This is a genomic window from Streptomyces sp. NPDC046881, assembly GCF_040645015.1.
Lineage (GTDB): Bacteria > Actinomycetota > Actinomycetes > Streptomycetales > Streptomycetaceae > Streptomyces.
Map to the genome: position 1 here is coordinate 26,709 of NZ_JBEYXJ010000076.1, position 17,367 is coordinate 44,075.

The 17,367-nt window shown below is 71.7% G+C and carries 21 protein-coding genes and 1 pseudogene; 11 read left to right on the forward strand and 11 right to left on the reverse strand.

Features of this window, described 5'->3' with window-relative positions:
- Positions 1–81: 81 nt before the first annotated feature.
- Both ABZ923_RS28835 and ABZ923_RS28840 read right to left on the reverse strand, forming a co-directional pair.
- A pseudogene (locus ABZ923_RS28835) lies at positions 82–579 on the reverse strand (tetratricopeptide repeat protein); the annotation flags it as partial.
- A 52-nt stretch (positions 580–631) separates the two neighbouring features.
- On the reverse strand, positions 632–811 hold the full coding sequence (locus tag ABZ923_RS28840; RefSeq protein WP_003992906.1) for a DUF6104 family protein: 180 nt from the start codon (positions 809–811) through the stop codon (positions 632–634).
- Positions 812–1,109: 298 nt separating this feature from the next.
- On the opposite strand from ABZ923_RS28840, the gene ABZ923_RS28845 reads away from it, so the two are divergent.
- Together ABZ923_RS28845 and ABZ923_RS28850 are read left to right on the forward strand one after the other, a co-directional pair.
- Positions 1,110–2,105, forward strand: a complete 996-nt coding sequence (locus ABZ923_RS28845; RefSeq protein ID WP_361476993.1) for a DUF4097 family beta strand repeat-containing protein — start codon at positions 1,110–1,112, stop codon at positions 2,103–2,105.
- Position 2,106: 1 nt separating this feature from the next.
- Entirely contained in the window at positions 2,107–3,138 is a 1,032-nt protein-coding gene (locus tag ABZ923_RS28850) for a PadR family transcriptional regulator (protein WP_361476996.1), read from the forward strand.
- Positions 3,139–3,403: 265 nt separating this feature from the next.
- Here ABZ923_RS28850 and ABZ923_RS28855 read toward each other — a convergent pair whose 3' ends face one another.
- The 4 genes from ABZ923_RS28855 to ABZ923_RS28870 all read right to left on the reverse strand — a co-directional run bounded on the left by ABZ923_RS28855 (position 3,404) and on the right by ABZ923_RS28870 (position 6,675).
- Positions 3,404–3,979 carry a Clp protease N-terminal domain-containing protein gene (locus ABZ923_RS28855; RefSeq protein WP_361476999.1) on the reverse strand — a complete coding sequence of 192 codons (576 nt, stop codon included), beginning with the start codon at positions 3,977–3,979 and terminating at the stop codon, positions 3,404–3,406.
- Positions 3,979–4,188 carry an HTH domain-containing protein gene (locus ABZ923_RS28860; protein ID WP_361477002.1) on the reverse strand — a complete coding sequence of 70 codons (210 nt, stop codon included), beginning with the start codon at positions 4,186–4,188 and terminating at the stop codon, positions 3,979–3,981. The genes ABZ923_RS28855 and ABZ923_RS28860 overlap by 1 nt, the downstream gene beginning before the upstream one ends.
- Positions 4,189–4,301: 113 nt before the next feature.
- Positions 4,302–5,267 (reverse strand): zinc-binding dehydrogenase, encoded by a 966-nt coding sequence (locus ABZ923_RS28865; RefSeq protein WP_361477004.1) that lies wholly within the window; start codon positions 5,265–5,267, stop codon positions 4,302–4,304.
- Between the two features lie 184 nt (positions 5,268–5,451).
- Complete coding sequence (locus ABZ923_RS28870; protein WP_361477007.1) at positions 5,452–6,675, reverse strand: NADP-dependent malic enzyme; 1,224 nt, start codon at positions 6,673–6,675, stop codon at positions 5,452–5,454.
- A gap of 565 nt (positions 6,676–7,240) precedes the next feature.
- Between ABZ923_RS28870 and ABZ923_RS28875 the strand changes: the two genes are divergently transcribed.
- Genes ABZ923_RS28875 through ABZ923_RS28885 form a run of 3 tightly spaced genes read left to right on the forward strand, consistent with a single transcriptional unit; the run spans position 7,241 to position 9,980 of the window.
- A complete protein-coding gene (locus ABZ923_RS28875; protein WP_361477009.1) occupies positions 7,241–8,200 on the forward strand; it encodes an ABC transporter substrate-binding protein in 960 nt (319 codons plus the stop codon).
- 38 nt (positions 8,201–8,238) lie between these two features.
- Positions 8,239–9,177, forward strand: coding sequence for an amino acid ABC transporter permease (locus tag ABZ923_RS28880; protein WP_361477011.1), 939 nt, complete (start codon positions 8,239–8,241; stop codon positions 9,175–9,177).
- Positions 9,174–9,980, forward strand: coding sequence for an amino acid ABC transporter ATP-binding protein (locus ABZ923_RS28885; protein WP_361477014.1), 807 nt, complete (start codon positions 9,174–9,176; stop codon positions 9,978–9,980). Before ABZ923_RS28880 ends, ABZ923_RS28885 begins: the two co-directional genes overlap by 4 nt.
- A 92-nt stretch (positions 9,981–10,072) precedes the next feature.
- Here the strand turns inward: ABZ923_RS28885 and ABZ923_RS28890 are convergent, their stop codons facing one another.
- Positions 10,073–10,831 carry a class I SAM-dependent methyltransferase gene (locus ABZ923_RS28890; protein WP_361477017.1) on the reverse strand — a complete coding sequence of 253 codons (759 nt, stop codon included), beginning with the start codon at positions 10,829–10,831 and terminating at the stop codon, positions 10,073–10,075.
- A gap of 100 nt (positions 10,832–10,931) precedes the next feature.
- Between ABZ923_RS28890 and ABZ923_RS28895 the strand changes: the two genes are divergently transcribed.
- Positions 10,932–11,561 (forward strand): CGNR zinc finger domain-containing protein, encoded by a 630-nt coding sequence (locus tag ABZ923_RS28895; protein ID WP_361477020.1) that lies wholly within the window; start codon positions 10,932–10,934, stop codon positions 11,559–11,561.
- Here ABZ923_RS28895 and sodX read toward each other — a convergent pair.
- A complete protein-coding gene (gene sodX, locus ABZ923_RS28900; RefSeq protein ID WP_361477044.1) occupies positions 11,465–11,899 on the reverse strand; it encodes a nickel-type superoxide dismutase maturation protease in 435 nt (144 codons plus the stop codon). The genes ABZ923_RS28895 and sodX overlap by 97 nt on opposite strands.
- Before the next feature lie 145 nt (positions 11,900–12,044).
- Here sodX and sodN point away from each other — a divergent pair, with 145 nt between their 5' ends.
- The 5 genes from sodN (at position 12,045) to ABZ923_RS28925 (ending at position 15,994) form a co-directional block, all read left to right on the forward strand.
- The gene (gene sodN, locus ABZ923_RS28905; RefSeq protein WP_100828187.1) at positions 12,045–12,440 is read left to right on the forward strand and encodes a superoxide dismutase, Ni; all 396 of its coding nucleotides are present in this window, start codon (positions 12,045–12,047) and stop codon (positions 12,438–12,440) included.
- 236 nt (positions 12,441–12,676) lie between these two features.
- Positions 12,677–13,840: an acyltransferase gene (locus ABZ923_RS28910; protein WP_361477023.1), complete on the forward strand. Its 1,164-nt coding sequence runs from the start codon at positions 12,677–12,679 to the stop codon at positions 13,838–13,840.
- 514 nt (positions 13,841–14,354) lie between these two features.
- Positions 14,355–14,756: a helix-turn-helix transcriptional regulator gene (locus ABZ923_RS28915; RefSeq protein WP_361477026.1), complete on the forward strand. Its 402-nt coding sequence runs from the start codon at positions 14,355–14,357 to the stop codon at positions 14,754–14,756.
- 34 nt (positions 14,757–14,790) lie between these two features.
- The gene (locus ABZ923_RS28920; RefSeq protein WP_030339078.1) at positions 14,791–15,207 is read left to right on the forward strand and encodes a VOC family protein; all 417 of its coding nucleotides are present in this window, start codon (positions 14,791–14,793) and stop codon (positions 15,205–15,207) included.
- A gap of 34 nt (positions 15,208–15,241) precedes the next feature.
- Positions 15,242–15,994 carry a VOC family protein gene (locus ABZ923_RS28925; RefSeq protein ID WP_361477029.1) on the forward strand — a complete coding sequence of 251 codons (753 nt, stop codon included), beginning with the start codon at positions 15,242–15,244 and terminating at the stop codon, positions 15,992–15,994.
- Between the two features lie 28 nt (positions 15,995–16,022).
- Here the strand turns inward: ABZ923_RS28925 and ABZ923_RS28930 are convergent, their stop codons facing one another.
- From ABZ923_RS28930 to ABZ923_RS28940, 3 genes are read right to left on the reverse strand one after another with little or no spacing between them, the layout of a single operon-like run.
- Positions 16,023–16,355: a DUF952 domain-containing protein gene (locus tag ABZ923_RS28930; protein WP_361477032.1), complete on the reverse strand. Its 333-nt coding sequence runs from the start codon at positions 16,353–16,355 to the stop codon at positions 16,023–16,025.
- Between the two features lie 9 nt (positions 16,356–16,364).
- Positions 16,365–16,604: a hypothetical protein gene (locus ABZ923_RS28935; protein ID WP_361477035.1), complete on the reverse strand. Its 240-nt coding sequence runs from the start codon at positions 16,602–16,604 to the stop codon at positions 16,365–16,367.
- Positions 16,605–16,630: 26 nt separating this feature from the next.
- A complete protein-coding gene (locus ABZ923_RS28940) occupies positions 16,631–17,215 on the reverse strand; it encodes a dihydrofolate reductase family protein (protein ID WP_361477038.1) in 585 nt (194 codons plus the stop codon).
- Between the last annotated feature and the right edge of the window lie 152 nt (positions 17,216–17,367).

Sequence of the window (17,367 nt, forward strand, 5' to 3'; positions counted from 1 at the left end):
CCCGGTGCCGAGTCTTGCTCGGCACCGGGCCCTTCGCCTGTTCCGTGGGGTGGCTGCCCGCGCCCCTTCGGGGGTGCTTCCTCAGCCCAGGTACGCCTCGAAGTCCCAGTAGGGGCGGACCCGTTGACGGGCCGAGAGGGTGTGCGGGTGCTGGGCGCCCAGGGTGCGGGTGAGGGACAGGAGGGCGTCCTCCTCCAGGGTGCCCGCCTCGTCCTGCTCGTGCGCCGCGCGGAGGTCCGCGGCCAGCGCCACCTGGCAGGACAGGGTCAGCGGGTGCTCGTGGCCGAGGGTGTGCCGGGCACGGCGCAGGGTGTCCCGGCTCAGTTCCGTCGCGTCCTCGATCCGGCCGTTGAAGTTGCGCGCGCCGGCCGCGTTGAGGGCACAGCCCAGCACCCACGGGTGGTCCGGGCCGAGCGTGGCGCCGAGGCCGGCGAGCGCGGACTCGAACATCGACAGCGCCTCGCCCCGCTCGCCCGCCGCCTGCATCACCAGACCGGTGTTGGACAGCATGCCGGTGGCCACCGGGTGCGCGGGGCCGAGCAGCGAGCGGTAACCGGCCTCCGCCTCGTCGATGAGGTCCGGGATCAGCCGGGAGACACGGCCGGTGATCGCCCCCGGGCTCCGCCCGCCGTCACTCGTCGTCCTCGTCGTCGAGCCGCGCGAGCCACGTGGCCAGCCGCTCGACCGGCACCTCGAAGTCCGGGTTCAGATCCACGAACGTCCGCAGCTGCTCCGCGAGCCACTCGAAGGTGACCTCTTCCTCGCCACGCCGCTTCTCCAACTCCTCGATACCGCGGTCGGTGAAGTACATAGGGTCACGTCTCCTGCAAACATCCGGCAACCGACAACAACCACCAGCGTAAGCGCCCCGCGGGACGGCGAGGAGCGCAGCTCGGGCCCACCGGCCGGCCCGGCCCGGGCGACACCGCCCGCACGGTTCGGGCCACCGCACCCGCGCACACCCCGTCCGCGCCGGCGCACCCGGGAGCAGCGCCCGCGCAGCCACCCGGAAGAGTCTCTTGACTTCCCGGAACCGCGATATATCGTGTTTACGAGAGGACGCGATATGGCGCGTCGCGTCCGTGCCCGTGCCCGGCCAAGGAGGCCCCATGTCGGAGTGGTCCGTCACCGAACCCCAGAAGCTGACCTTCGACACCCCCGTGCGCGACCTCCAGGTCCGCATCGTCAACGGCACGGTGAACGTGGTGGGCACGGACGACCCCGCCCCCCGTCTGGAGGTCTCGGAACTCGAAGGCCCACCCCTGGTGGTCACCCGGACGGGCACCACCCTCACCGTGGCCTACGACGACCTGCCCTGGAAGGGCTTCCTCAAGTGGCTCGACCGCAAGGGCTGGCGCCGCAGCGCCGTCGTCTCCCTCGCCGTCCCCGCCGACACCCGCGTGGAGGTCGGCGTGGTCGGCGCCGCCGCGGTCGTCTCCGGCATCCGGGGCCCCGCCGTGATCAAGGGCGTCACCGGTGACACCACCCTGGTCGGCGTCGCCGGCCCGGTCCGCGCGGACACCGTCTCGGGCAACCTGGAGGCCCAGGCGGTCACCGGCGACCTCCGCTTCCACTCGGTCTCGGGCGACCTCACCGTGGTCGAGGGCTCCGGCCCGTCCGTGCGGGCCGACTCCGTGAGCGGCTCCATGATCGTCGACCTGGACCCGGACGGCCCCACGGACGTCGGCCTGACCAGCGTCTCGGGCGAGATCGCCATCCGCCTGCCGCACCCGGCGGACGCCGAGGTGGAGGCGAACACCGCGAGCGGCACGATCTCCAACGCCTTCGACGGGCTGCGGGTCCACGGCCAGTGGGGCGCGCACAAGATCACCGGCCGCCTCGGCGCGGGCACCGGCAGGCTGCGCGCCACCACGGTGTCCGGCTCGATCGCCCTGCTGCGCCGCCCGCCCCGGGACGACGAGGAGGACACCCCCTGGGAGACCGCGCCCCCGAAGACCCCCGCCCCCGACGCACCGCACCCGGCCGACCGCCCCCCGGCCGCCCCGGGAGACAATTCCGTCTCCGGCCAGGACGCCACCGCCGCCGATGCCCCCGGTACCGGCGGCGCCCCGGCCGACGGCACGACCGACAAGAAGGTGCTCTGACATGCCTCCCGTCTTCGCCCACGGCCGCCTCCGCCTGTACCTGCTCAAGCTGCTCGACGAGGCCCCGCGCCACGGCTACGAGGTGATCAGGCTCCTCGAGGAACGCTTCCAGGGCCTCTATGCCCCCTCGGCGGGCACGGTCTACCCCCGCCTGGCCAAGCTGGAGGCGGAGGGCCTGGTCCGGCACACCACCGAGGGCGGCCGCAAGGTGTACGCGATCACGGACGCCGGCCGCGCCGAACTGGCCGACCGCAGCGGCGAGCTGGCCGACCTGGAGCTGGAGATCCGTGAGTCGGTCGCGGAACTGGCCGCCGAGATGAGGGCCGACGTGCGCGGCGCGGCCGGCGACCTGCGCCGCGAGATGCGCGCCGCCGCCTCCGAGGCCCGCCGGGGCGCGAAGACGTCCGGCGGCGAGTACTCCTACGGGGAGTACGGCGAGCCGGGCGACAAGGAGGCCTGGAAGGCCGCCAAGGAGGAGATGCGCCGGGTCAAGCAGGAGTGGAAGGAGCAGGCGCGGCGCGCCAAGGACGAGAGCCGCCGGGCCCGCGAGGAGGCCGAGCGGGCCCGCCGCCAGGCCCAGGAGGCGCAGGCGCGGGCGCGGGCCCAGGCGCAGGAGGAGATCCAGCGCATCGCGCGCCGCGTCCAGGACCGCGTCCAGGACCACTTCACGCGCGGCGACTGGCCGACGGGCGTCCGCGAGGGCCTGACGGAACTGGCCAAGGAGTTCGGCGACTTCGGCCAGGAGGCCGGCCGGGAGTGGATCTTCCCCCGCACCCCCGAGTCCGACCCGTCCGCGAAACCGCACCACACCGCCCCGCCGGAGGACTTCACCGCCGGGTACGAGCCGTCCTGGGCCCACGAGGACCTCACCGGCGACCCGGCCCGCGACCTGGACCGCCTCCTGGACCGCTTCCGCGACGACATCCGCGACGCGGCCCGCGACCACGGGGTCACACCGGCCCAGCTCCAGGAGGCCCGCCACCACCTCGCCACGGCGGCGTCCCGCATCGCGGGAATCCTCCACACCCGCTGACCCCGCCGCAGGCGCCGCCCAGACCCCACCCCAGGGCCCACCGGCCACACCCCCGCTCCGGCACACCGAAGCCCCCGGCGACATCGGCCCCGGACCACATCCCCCTCCGGCACCGACCGAGCGAGACCACCCGCCCGCCTTCCAGCCCACCGGGTCGGCCGGGCGGGCGGCCGAGCGCCTCGGGGTCCGGGGCGGAGCCCCGGGGGCTCAGGCCTCGGCCGAGCGAGCCGGGTGGACGGGTGGGTCGGCCGGACCCCCGGAGGGCTCACGCTTCGACCGAGCGAGCCGGCGGGCAGACCCTCGACAGCTCCGCGAACGTCACACCGCTGTCGGCCAGCACCTCCCCCGCCACGCCCGGCAACACGGTGAGCGCCAGCAGCAGATGCTCGTCGCCGACACACCGGTCCCGCCGGGCCAGGGCCACCCGCAGCGCCCGCTCCAGCACCCCCTTCGCCCCCCGGCTGAACGCCGGCCGGCGCCGGACCCGCCCCCGCAGCCCCGTGGCCCTCCGGTCGCCGGACATCGCGCCGACGCCGTGCGCCTCCTCCACCCGGGCCACGATCTCCGACACGTCGATCCCCAGTCCGGCCAGCGCATCCGCCTCGGCCCGGGTCAGCCCGGCCCGCCGCCGCGCCTCGCGCAGGGCCCGCCGTACCTCCTCGCGCTCGTGCGGCCGGGCGAGCCCGAGGGCGGACAGGGCGGACGACCCCCGGCCGCCCTCCCGGTCGAGCAGCGCGAGCAGCAGGTGCTCGGCGTCCACCGACTGCGACCCGCCCTCCTCCGCGTAGGCGTACGCCCCCTCGACCACCGCCCGGGCTTCCTTCGTGAACCGCTCGAACATCAACGCCTCCCGTACTTCTTGTGCACGGCCTGCCTGCTGACACCGAGCTCCGCGGCGATCTCCTGCCACGACCAGCCCTGATTGCGCGCACTGCGCACCTGCACCGCCTCCAACTGCTCCAGCAGCCGGCGCAGCGCGGCCACGGCCCGCAGTCCGATCCGGGGATCCCGGTCACCGGCGCGCTCGGCGAGATCGGTTGCCTCACTCATACTGTCAATGTAGGTTGACACTCCGCGACTGTCAACCCAAGTTGACAAGAAGGCCACGCAAAAGGCGGGTCCGGCACCCGGACCCGCCTCTGCGTCAACTTCCGGCCGGCGCCTCAGGAGTTGGTCAGCACGATCTTCCCGAACTGCTCCCCGGCCGCGAGCCGCTCGAAGCCCTCGCGGGCCCGGTCCAGCGGCAGCTCCTCGTCGATGACGGGCCGTACCCCCGTCGCGGCACAGAAGGCGAGCAGGTCCTCCAGCTCGTCCTTGGTGCCCATGGTGGAGCCGACGACCTTCAGCTCCAGGAAGAAGATCCGGGTCAGCTCGGCGTGCGAGGGCCGGTCCCCGCTGGTGGCCCCGGAGATGACGAGCGTGCCCCCGGGCCGCAGCGACTTCACCGAGTGGGACCAGGTGGCCGCGCCCACGGTCTCGATGACGGCGTCCACCCGCTGCGGCAGCCGCGCCCCGGGCTCCACGGCCTCCACCGCGCCGAGCTCCAGGGCCCGCTTCCGCTTGGCCTCGTCCCGGCTGGTGGCGAAGACGCGCAGCCCGGCCGCCTTGCCGAGGACGATCGCGGCCGTGGCGACACCGCCGCCCGCGCCCTGCACGAGGACCGAGTCGCCGGGCCGCACCCCGGCGTTGGTGAACAGCATCCGGTACGCCGTCAGCCAGGCGGTGGGCAGACAGGCGGCCTCGGCGAAGGACAGCTCCTTCGGCTTGGGCAGGACGTTCCAGGTCGGCACGGCGACCTGCTCGGCGAAGGTGCCCTGGTAGCGCTCGGTGAGGATGGAGCGCGGTTCGTCGGGGCCGACGCCGTGGCCGGTCTGGCCGATGACGGAGTGCAGGACGACCTCGTTGCCGTCCGCGTCGACACCGGCGGCGTCGCAGCCGAGGATCATCGGCAGCCGGTCCTCCGGGAGGCCGACGCCCCGCAGGGACCAGAGGTCGTGGTGGTTGAGAGAGGCGGCCCGCACAGTGATGGTGCTCCAGCCGGGACGGGCCTCGGGAGCCGGACGCTCCCCCAACTCGAGGCCGCTCAGCGGCTGGTCGCGGTCGATGCGGGCGGCGTAGGCAGCGAACATGCTGCCGACGATAGGTCGGCGGTGCAGCCGACGGAACCAGGCCCCCCTGTGACACATGCCCTCTTGCGCAACGGCACCCCTGCGGCGCAGCGGTACGCCGGCGCCCGGGCGTCACCCGAAGGGGTGGGTGTACGGACAAAAGGAAACGGCCCCGCCCTGAGGGACGGGGCCGTTCGGCGCGACGTCAGAGACGGGCGACGCCCTCGGCCCGGGCGGCGGCGGCGACCGCGGCGGTGACCGCGGGAGCGACGCGCTCGTCGAACGGCGAGGGGATCACGTAGTCGGCGGCGAGGTCGTCACCGACCACCGAGGCCAGCGCCTCGGCCGCGGCGATCTTCATCCCCTCGGTGATCCGCGTGGCCCGCACCTGGAGCGCGCCCGCGAAGATCCCGGGGAAGGCCAGCACGTTGTTGATCTGGTTGGGGAAGTCCGAGCGCCCGGTGGCGACGACCGCCGCGTACTTGTGCGCGACGTCCGGGTGCACCTCGGGGTTCGGGTTGGCCATCGCGAACACGAAGGCACCCTCGGCCATGGAGGCCACGGCCTCCTCGGCGACCGTACCGCCGGAGACACCGATGAAGACGTCCGCGCCCGCGAGGGCGGCCTCCAGCGAACCGCTGATGCCGGCCTTGTTCGTGAAGCCGGCCAGCTCGCGCTTGACCGGCGTCAGGTCCTCCCGGTCGGCCGAGACGACACCCTTGCGGTCCGCCACGGCCACGTCCCCGATGCCCGCCTCGACCAGCATCTTGGCGATGGCCACACCGGCCGCGCCGGCGCCCGAGATGACGGCCCGCAGCTGCCCGATCTCGCGCCCGCTCAGCCGCGCCGCGTTCCTGAGCGCCGCGAGCGTCACGACGGCCGTACCGTGCTGGTCGTCGTGGAAGACCGGGATGTCCAGGCGCTCCTGGAGCCGGCGCTCGACCTCGAAGCACCGGGGCGCCGAGATGTCCTCCAGGTTCACTCCGCCGAAGGAGGGAGCGAGCCGGACGACGGTCTCGACGATGTCGTCCACGTCGGTGCAGTCGAGCGCGATGGGCACCGCGTCGACGCCGCCGAACTGCTTGAACAGGATGGCCTTGCCCTCCATCACGGGGAGGGAGGCCTGGGGACCGATGTCCCCGAGTCCGAGCACGGCCGTACCGTCGGTGACGACGGCGACCACGTTGGACTTCCATGTGTAGTCGTTGACCAGCTCCGGCTGCTGAGCGATCGCGGTGCACACGCGAGCGACGCCGGGCGTGTACGCGAGGGAAAGGTCGTCCTTGTCACGGACCGGCACGGTGGCCTGCACGGCCATCTTGCCGCCGCGGTGCAGCGCGAACGCCGGATCGAAGGAATCGAGGGGCTCGGCCCCGCCGTCCTGGTCCGTACCGCTGTCGCTGCGAGGATTGACGATCTCCGCTGCCACTTTGTTTTACCCCTTAGCTATGCATGGTTTGAGGGTCGACCACTCCTGGTGAGGGGTGGGCGGGCACCGCGTACGGCTCGATTGCGGATACGTACGAGCTCATACGCGACGGGCGCGCCGCACACGCGCCCTGAGCCCCGGATGAGGGGTGTAAAGAACCTTCTTACCGGACGGACGGTGCCCGCGACGAGTCCATTAGGTGCAAGGTCACATTCGGGAACGGGCAGGCGACCCGCGGATGACGCGCGGCCGACGGCCCGGAAGCACGCGAATACGCCCAAGGCGGCCCGTACGGCCCGGCGAAGGGGTGACCGCATCCTGAGACGCGCCGAAGATTTTCCGGCTGGAGCGCTGGATTCCCGCAGATGTTCGGCAGTGGCACAGCTGGGATGTACCGACCTGATGCGGTTCGGGAGTCACCCGTTATCCGATTTTGACATAGCGACGCCCCTGAATGGCGTAGTCCGAATGGCAAGATGCCGTAAACCCACGAGGTCGCGACACCCGAAGGTGTGTGTTTCCGTCGACCCATCGGCAACTCTTCCCATCCGCCGGAGGAACCACGATGACCGCAAGCTCCACCCGTCGTACGACCGCAGCGCGCTCACGTCTGGCCGCGGCCGGTGCGATCGCGGTCGCAGGGGCCCTGCTGCTCACCGGCTGCGGTGACCAGACGAAGGACAAGAACGAGAACTCCGGCAGCGCGTCCACCAACAGCGCACCGCTCGCCGACAAGCTCCCGCAGGAGATCCGGAGCAAGGGCACGATCAGGGTCGGCTCCGACATCGCGTACGCCCCCGTCGAGTACAAGGACTCCGCCGGCAAGGTCGTCGGCCTCGACCCCGACCTGGCGACGGCCCTGGGCAAGCAGCTCGGCGTGACGTTCGACTTCCAGAACGGCACCTTCGACGCCCTGCTCACCGGTCTGCGCTCGGACCGCTACGACATCGCGATGTCGGCGATGACGGACAACAAGAACCGTCAGGAGGGCGTCGACCCGGACACCGGCAAGAAGGTCGGCGAGGGCGTCGACTTCGTCGACTACCTGACCGCCGGTGTCTCGATCTACACCCGCAAGGGCGACACCAAGGGGATCACCTCCTGGGACGACCTCTGCGGCAAGAAGCTCGCCGTCCAGCGCGGCACCACCTCCGAGGACCTGGCCAAGCAGCAGGCCAAGAAGTGTCCGGGCGGCAAGAAGCTCGCCATCGAGGCCTTCGACGACAACCAGCAGGCCCAGACCCGGCTGCGCTCGGGCGGCGCGGACGCCGTGTCCGCCGACTTCCCGGTCGCCGCGTACGCGGTGAAGACCTCGGGCGGCGGCAAGGACTTCGAGATCGTCGGCGACCAGGTCGAGGCGGCCCCGTACGGCATCGCGGTGTCCAAGAAGGAGACCCAGCTGCGCGACGCGCTGCAGGCCGCGATGGACGCGATCATCAAGAACGGCGAGTACCAGAAGATCCTTGAGAAGTGGGGCGCCGAGGACGGCGCCGTCAAGCAGTCCGTCATCAACGGCGGCAAGTGACCCGCGGCACGCCGAGCGGCCACTGAGAGGCAATACCCGTGACTGACATCGACAAGACGGCGGGGCCCAAGGACGCGCCCCCGGCCGGCGCGGAGGCCCTCAAGGCCATCCCGGTCCGGCACTACGGACGCTACGTCTCCGCCGTCATCGCGATCGCGCTCCTCGTCGCGATCATCTACGCGTTCGGCCAGGGCAGGATCAACTGGCACGCGGTACCGGACTACTTCTTCGACGACCGGATCATGACCGGTGTCGGCAAGACCCTCCTGCTGACCGTGCTCTCGATGGTGATCGGCATCGTCGGCGGCATCGTCCTGGCGGTGATGCGGCTGTCGAAGAACCCGGTGACCTCGTCGATCGCCTGGTTCTACATCTGGTTCTTCCGCGGCACCCCGGTCCTGGTCCAGCTGTTCCTCTGGTTCAACCTGGGCCTGGTCTTCGAGTACATCAACCTGATGCCGTTCTACAAGGACTACTGGTCGAACTTCATGACGCCGCTGCTGACGGCGCTGCTCGGCCTGGGTCTGAACGAGGCGGCGTACATGGCCGAGATCTGCCGGGCCGGTCTGCTCGCGGTGGACGAGGGCCAGACCGAGGCGGCCCATGCGCTCGGCATGAGCCACGGCAAGACCCTGCGCCGGGTGGTCATCCCGCAGGCGATGCGCGTGATCGTGCCGCCGACGGGCAACGAAGTGATCAACATGCTGAAGACGACCTCGCTCGTGGCGGCCGTCCAGTATCCCGAGCTGTTCCGCTACGCCCAGGACATCGGCCAGAACTCCGGTGCCCCGGTGGAGATGTACTTCCTCGCCGCGGCCTGGTACCTGATCATGACCTCGGTGCTGAGCGTCGGCCAGTACTACATCGAGCGGTACTACGCCCGCGGTTCCAGCCGCCAGCTGCCGGCGACGCCGTGGCAGAAGGTGAAGGCGAACATGCTGTCGCTGGGTCGCCCGAGGGGAGCTGTGGGCGCATGACCGACAAGCTGAGCAAGACGCAGGACACCCCGGCCAAGGGCACCGTCCCGATGGTCAAGGCGGAGGGCGTCCACAAGTCCTTCGGCCACGTCGAGGTGCTCAAGGGCATCGACCTGGAGGTGAAGCCGGGCGAGGTGTTCTGCCTCATCGGCCCCTCCGGCTCCGGCAAGTCGACCTTCCTGCGGTGCATCAACCACCTGGAGAAGATCAACTCCGGGCGGCTCTACGTCGACGGCGAGCTGGTCGGCTACCGCCAGCAGGGCGAGAAGCTGTACGAGCTGCGCGACCGCGAGGTCGCCATGAAGCGCCGGGACATCGGCATGGTCTTCCAGCGCTTCAACCTGTTCCCGCACATGACGGCCGTGGAGAACGTCATGGAGGCGCCGGTGCAGGTCAAGGGCGTGAACCGGACGCAGGCCCGGGAGCGCGCCATGCAGCTGCTGGAGCGCGTGGGCCTGGCCGACCGGGCCGGGCACTACCCCTCCCAGCTCTCCGGCGGCCAGCAGCAGCGCGTGGCGATCGCCCGGGCCCTGGCGATGGAGCCGAAGCTGATGCTGTTCGACGAGCCGACCTCGGCCCTGGACCCGGAGCTGGTCGGTGACGTCCTGGACGTCATGCGGGACCTCGCCGAGTCCGGCATGACCATGGTCGTCGTCACCCACGAGATGGGCTTCGCCCGCGAGGTGGGCGACAGCCTGGTGTTCATGGACGGCGGTGTGGTGGTCGAATCCGGCCACCCGCGGGACGTCCTGACGAACCCGCAGCACGAACGGACGCAGTCCTTCCTGTCGAAGGTCCTCTGACGCTCCGCACGGCGAAGGGCGGTACGGCTCCCCGTACCGCCCTTCGCCGTGTCACGCGCCGTCCGTACGACGCCCGTTCCGCCTCCGCACCCCTACTTGAGCGCGAGCAGCAGGGTGTCGGAGGGCGAGCACCACACCGGCCTGGCCTCGGCGAACCCCTTCTCGCGCAGCACGCGCGCGTGCCAGGCGGCCGGCGGCGTGTCCCCGTCCGCGTGTTCGCCGTAGATCTCGAAGCGGCGGGCGGTCGGCTCGGCGAGGACCGGGTCCTGGGCGGCCAGCCGCCACCAGTCGGCCCAGTCCAGCGCGCCGTCCCGCTTGGCCTGATCCATGCGGGCGTGGCGCCGGGCGCGCTCGGCCGCGTTGATCCGGGGCGTGGTGTCGTCGATCATGTGGTCCGCGTTCATGAAGACACCGCCGTCGCGGACCAGCCCCGCGACCTGACCGTAGAGGGCCGCGAGGGGTTCACTGTGCAGCCAGTGGAGGGCCGTGGCGGTCAGGACGGCGTCGTAGGAGTCGTACGGCAGCCTGGCCGGCCAGTCGGGGTCCGTGAGGTCGGCGGTGACGAGGGTGACGCGGTCGTCGCCCGCGAAGGTGCCGTCCGCGATGGCGAGCAGCGCCGGGTCGAGGTCGACGCCGGTGCTGGTCGCCTCGGGGAACCGGCGCAGCAGCCGGGCGGTGATGCTGCCGGTGCCGCAGGCGAGGTCGAGCACGCGCGGGGCGGTGCCGACGAGTGCCTCGACCATGTCGAGCATGATCCGGAAGCGTTCCTCGCGGTCCGGCATGTACCACTCCTGCTGCCGGTCCCAGCTCTCCTGCCACGCTGCCCAGTCGGTTCCGGCGGTGGTGGTCATGGAACGACGACTCCCCTCGGTTCGCGTAATACCCTGGAAGCACGACCGGCTGTTACCCGACCGCAGACACGACGATAATGCGCCTCCGTAAGGACTACAAGTGGAACTGGCCTATTACTCGGATTACGCCGTCCGTCTCGTCAACAGCGAGGAACCGGCCCGGGGCAAGGACATCCTGACCACGGTCGAGGCCGTCCGCGACCTGTTCGGCGACAACGCGTCGGCGGCCCGCCGCGCCACCGACGCCGACGTCACGCGGTTCCGCTCGGTCCGGGCGCGGCTGCGCGGGGTCTTCGAGGCCGCCGACACGGGCGACGAGACCCTCGCCGTGGACCTGCTGAACTCGCTCCTGCTGGAGTTCCCGGTCAGCCCGCAGATCTCCGGGCACGACCACCGCGACGAGGACGGCCGCCCGCTGTGGCACATGCACCTGGCCGACCACCCGTCCAACGCCACCGCCGGCTACGCGGCGATCGCGGCGATGGGCCTGGCCTTCCACCTCACCGAGTACGGCGTGGACCGCCTCGGCCTGTGCCAGGCGCCCCCGTGCCGCAACGCCTACCTGGACACCTCCACCAACCGCTCCCGGCGCTACTGCTCGGACCGCTGCGCGACCCGCGCCAACGTGGCCGCCTACCGGGCCCGCAAACGCCTGGAGGCCGACCGGTCCGGCAGCAGCGGCCTCGCCGCCGAGAGCGCCCAGCGCACCAGCGCGAGCGGTGAGCGCTGACCGGCCTTGACCGGCCGGAACCGGAACCACGCCTTCCCCAGGATCAGCTCCTCGGGCACCACCCCGTAGTCCGTGCTGTCGCCGCCGGCGTACGGGTTGTCCCCGAGCACCCACCAGCCGCCCTCGCGCTGCTCCACGGCACGCTTGACCACCAGCAGGTCCTGCTGGAAGGGATGACGCAGGACCACGACGTCGCCGGGCCTGACCACACCCCCGTACCGCACCAGCAGCTGGTCCCCGTGGTGCAGCGTGGGCACCATCGACGGGCCGGTCACCTCGGCCAGCCCGAAGAGCGGCGCGGCCCTCCCCCGCTCGGTCTGCTGCGACAGCTCCGGCATCCCCGGCACCTCCCCGGTCCGTTCCTCCACCAGTCTCAGTCTCACCCTGGACTTTTGTCCTAAGCCCTAGGGGGCACCCGAGAAATCGCCTTCCACAGGGAGTAATGTCGCACCTGAGAAGACGATCACGAGGAAGGAATGCTCCATGCTTTCCCGCCTGTTTGCCCCCAAGGTCAAGGTCAGCGCCCACTGCGACCTGCCCTGCGGCGTGTACGACCCGGCCCAGGCCCGCATCGAGGCGGAGTCGGTGAAGGCCGTCCAGGAGAAGATGGCCGCCAACGACGACCCCCACTTCCAGGCGCGCGCCACCGTCATCAAGGAGCAGCGCGCGGAGCTGGCCAAGCACCACGTCTCCGTGCTCTGGAGCGACTACTTCAAGGCCCCGCACTTCGAGAAGTACCCGGAGCTGCACCAGCTCGTCAACGACACCCTGAAGGCCCTCTCGGCCGCCAAGGCGTCCACCGACCCGGCGACGGGCCAGAAGGCGCTGGACTACATCGCCCAGATCGACAAGATCTTCTGGGAGACCAAGAAGGCCTGATCCCGGATCAAGCCTTCTGACCTGCAATTCCCTTTCTTGCAGGGTCCTCCCTGTCCGCACCCGGTCCCCAGGCCGCCGACAACGGCGTCCCTCACGGACCGGGTGCGGTCTTTTTTCGTCGCTCAGGCTCCCCAGCGGATTTGAACTGCCCGCCCGGTAGCCGCGTACCAGTGGGTGCGGGGTGGTGCCGTGCTGTCCTGCGTGCGAACGTGGTGCCCGGGAAGGGGACGATTTCGGTGGCTTTGACCCGGGCGGTCGGTGGCACAGTCGACGTGGCCTCCCCGGCCGGGGAGGAGGGGGCGCACGAGCGGCGGCACGTGCGGGGGCTGGACGGGCTGCGCGGCCTGGCGGCGCTCTACGTGGTCCTGTTCCACTGCTGGCTGTACACCTTCCCCGGGTACCCGGACAGTTCGGCACCCGGCTGGCTGGACGTGCTGATGTTCGGGCGTCTCGCCGTCGTCTTCTTCCTGGTGCTGTCCGGCTTCTCCCTCGCGATCTCCCCCGCCCGCCGCGGCTGGCGTTCGGACGGCGCCTTACGGTTCCTGCGCCGGCGTGCCTGGCGCATCCTGCCTCCGTACTGGGCGGCGCTGGCCATGAGCCTGGTCGTCTCCTCGTTCGTGGTGCCGGCCTCCCACGCGGGACCGCCCACCGGCGCGTCCCTGCTCGTGTACGGCCTCGTCGCCCAGGACGTGGTCACCGCCCCGACGCCGAACGGCGCGTTCTGGTCGATCGGCGTGGAGGCCGAGCTCTATCTCCTCTTCCCCCTCCTGCTGCTGGTCCGGCGGAAGGCGAGCGCGGCGGTCATGGCCGCCTGTGTGACCGCCCCGGTGATCATCTGGGGTCTGCTGGCGGCCGGCGCCACCCCGGTGGAGGGCGACAACCGGCTCGCTCCGCACCTGGCTCCCGTGTTCGTCGCGGGCATGGTCGGCGCGGGAGTCGTCGTGGCGTCCGAGAGGGTCCGGCGCCTGCCGTGGTCATGGCTGGCCGCCCTGGCCACCGCGCCCGTCCTGGCGCTCGGCGTCGTACAGGGCCCGGTCTGGACGGTGCACCACTACTTCTGGGTGGATCTCGCCATCGCTCCCGCCATGGCGATGCTGCTCGCCGCGGTCGCCACCGGTAGGCCCGCCGTCCTCGTGCGGCTCCTGACCACGCGCCCCCTCCGGAGTCTCGGCGGCTTCTCCTACAGCCTCTACCTGATCCATCTGCCGATCGTCATGGCCGTCATCCGCCGAGTGGCCCCGCACTTCGTAGGGCCCGGCCTGCCCACCTTCTGGTTCACGCTCCTCGTGGCCCTTCCGGCCTCGGTGCTCGGCGCCTGGCTGTTCTCCCGCGTCTTCGAGCTGCCCTTCCAGCGGAACAGGTCCTGGAGATCCCTGCTCACGCCACGCCGTTCCCGCTGAACCGCTCCGGAGCCGGGGCACGCGCTCGTCGGCCGGACCGGCCGCGGCGATCCACAGGTGCGCGGACGCCACGAACGCCTGGGCCAGGCCGGGCGGGATGCCGGGACGGTTCAGCGCGGCCGACAGGACGCCTCCGGCGTTGCGGTGCGTGGAGTGGGTGCCGAGCCGGTCGAGCGCGAGGTCGGTCGTCGTGGGGCCGGGGCGGCCGCGGTCCGGGGCGGCGTCGGGGTGTGCGAGCAGCAGTTCCAGGATCCGGCCGGCGAAGGCCGAATCGGCCCGGGCCGCCAGCATCCAGCAGGGCGTACAGGAGCGCCCGCCGGGGAACGCACCGACCTCGATCCCGGCCGGGTCGAACAGGTCGCCGCCCGGGCGCGGACCTGGGTAGCTGGCGACCGGTTCCGTCCCGCGGGCCCCGATCCAGGTCAGCACTTCCGCCCCAGAACCCGCACGGCCCGGGAGAAGCGCTCCGCCGAACCCGGGGCCCCGGCGCGTGGTGCTGTGCGAAGCTGGGCGGGTGACCGCGCTGGAGGATCTGAGACGGCTGCTGCGGGTGCGCGACCGCATGGACCGGGAGTACGCCGAGCCGCTCGACATGACCGAGCTGGCCCGTGGCGCCCTGATGTCCCCGGGCCACTTCCAGCGCAGCTTCCGCAAGGCGTTCGGGGAGACGCCGTACAGCTATCTGATGACCCGGCGCATCGAGCGGGCCAAGGTGCTGCTGCGCCGGGGCGATCTGAGCGTGACCGAGGTGTGCCTCGCCGTCGGCTGCACCTCGCTCGGTTCCTTCAGCTCCCGTTTCACCGAGCTGGTCGGCGAGACGCCGAGCGCCTACCGCGCCCGCGACCACGAGGAGAGCGCGGTGATCCCGCCCTGCGTGGCCCGCCGGCTGACCCGGCCGCGGCGGCGCCTGTACTGAGGCACGGCGGGCCCGCCGGTTCTAGGGTGAGCCCATGGACGTGAAACTCGCGCAGTGCTTCCTCGCCGTGGACGACCACGACAAGGCCATCGCCTTCTACCGCGACGTGCTCGGTCTGGAGATCCGCAACGACGTCGGCTTCGAGGGGATGCGCTGGGTGACCCTGGGCTCCCCGCTCCAGCCGGACGTCGAGATCGTCCTGGAGCCGCCGGACGCCAGCCCGGACGCCTCCCCCGCGGACAAGCAGGCGCTCAACGAACTCCTGGCCAAGGGCCTGCTGCGCGGGGTCATCTTCACCACGCCGGACTGCGACGCGCTGTACGAGCGGGTGCGGGAGTCCGGCGGCGACGTCCTCCAGGAGCCGATGGACCAGCCGTACGGGGTCCGCGACTGCGCCTTCCGGGATCCGGCGGGCAACCAGCTCCGCTTCATCGAACGCCCCACCGGCTGAACTCCCCGCCCGCGCCCCCTCCTACACTCCCCGGATGACGATCCGCTGGACCTACGCCTTCGCCGACCGCCCCGGCGCGCGCCTCGCCGACGCGTGCGCCTTCTGGACGGCCGCCACCGGTACCCGGCTGTCCGCGTTCCGCGGCGACGACGGCGAGTTCGTGACGCTGCTGCCGGAGGGGACGGACCCGAGCGTGAAGCTCCAGGGCGTCCGCGAGGGCGACGGCGGCGCCCACGTCGACCTGTGCGCCGACGACGTACGGGAGGTGGTCGCGCTCGCCCGGGGGCTCGGCGCCGGCCTGGTGGCGGACCACGGCGACTGGGCCGTACTGCGTTCTCCCGCCGGGCAGTTGTTCTGTGCCGTGCCCTGGCAGGGGGAGACGGTACGGCCGCCGGTGGTGTCCGGCAGCCGCCTGGACCAGGTGTGCCTCGACATCCCGCCGTCCCGGTACGACGCCGAGTCCGCGTTCTGGGCCGGGCTGACCGGGTGGCAGCAACGGGCGGGCTCCCGGCCGGAGTTCACCGTGCTGCTACCGCCGGCGGGCTTGCCGGTACGGCTGCTGCTCCAGCGGCTCGACGAGGAGCGCCCGGCCTCCGCCCACCTCGACCTCGCCTGCGCTGACCTCGCGGCCGTCCGCGAACGGCACGAGAAGCTGGGCGCCGTGGTCGTGCGTGCGGGCGCCCACTGGACGGTGATGCGCGACCCGGCCGGCGGCACGTACTGCCTGACCGGCCGCGACCCGGAGACCGGCGGGCTGCCGGCCGGCGGCGCCCGGCCGGTCGGGTAGCCCCCGCGTCGGGGGATTCACGGCCGGGTCATGCCCAGCGCTCCACGTCCACCACGGCCTCGGCCGGTACGGGTCCGTACACGTGCGGGAACTCCTCCCCGCCCGGTTCGACGGACTCGTACTTCACCGGCACACCGACCCGGGCCGGGTCCACCACCAGGACGACCAGCTCGTCGGGGCCGTCGTAGCCGCCGTAGAGGAAGCCGGCGACGGTCGGGAGCTGGTCGCGGGTGGAGAAGTGGATGAAGCCCTCCTCCTGGAGGGTGCGGCCCCGGGTGGACATCTCGTAGGTGCCGCGCTCGCGCGCCGCCTCCCACAGGGAACGCTCGGTGATGTGGAGGATGTACGGAAGTTTCGGCATGCGCCCACGCTACGGCGTCCCCCCGTCCGCCGACGGCTTCTCCGGGCCGCTGCCGCCCGGCCCGGCCGGCGCAGCGGCGGACCGGTCGTCCTGGGCGGGCCGGCCGGTGGCGTCGTGTCTCCCGCAGTCGGGGTTGCGGCAGGGGCCGGGGCCCCAGACCGGCACCCAGGCGCCCAGCGTCTTGTGCCGCTTGACGACCGTTTCGACGGGCTGTCCGCAGACGGGACAGGCAGGTGCGTCGCTGTCCATGCCCTCAGGGTAGGTCGGCGGCAGCCTCAGCGCTTCCTGCCGTAGGTGCGCACCACCACGCCGTTGCCGAAGGTGCGGACGGACTCCAGGGCGAACTCCTTGAGGTCCAGGCCGGTGGCGAACATCGGCATGCCCTTGCCGTAGACGAGGGGGTAGCTCTTGATGACGAGTTCGTCGATCTCGTCGAGCAGTTCTCCGGCGACCTGCGCGCCGCCGCACAGGAAGATGTCGAGCCCGCCGTCCTCCGCCTTCAGGGCGCGGACCCGGCCGGTCAGGTCGTCGGCGACGATCTCGACGTTCGGATGGGGCGAGGTACCGAGACTGCGGGAGGCGACGTACTCGCGCAGGTGACCGAAGGGGCTGGTGACGCCCTCCCGCAGAGCCAGCTCGTAGCTGGCCCGGCCCTGGACGATCGTGTCGAACCGCCTGTTCTCCAGGTGGTCGACTCCGAGCGCCTTGCGGGCCTGGGTGGGCAGGGTCTCCGGGAGTTCCGCCGCGAGGAAGGCCGAGTACTCCTCGTCCAGGTAGCGGAACATCGCGGAGGCGTCACCGTGCTCGTCGCCGATGAATCCGTCGAGCGAACAGGCGATGACGTACGAGAGCTTGCGCAAGCGGGTCTCTTTTCGTGGGACGGCGGGGGGGAGCGGCCGGGGTGGGCACCCCGCGTACCGCTCCGCATGTAGTGGTTCATTTGTAGTACTCCAACTGTCGTGGTGCAAGGGTTTTTCGCTGTCCGTTCGAGACAGGGCGCGGCCCCGCGCAC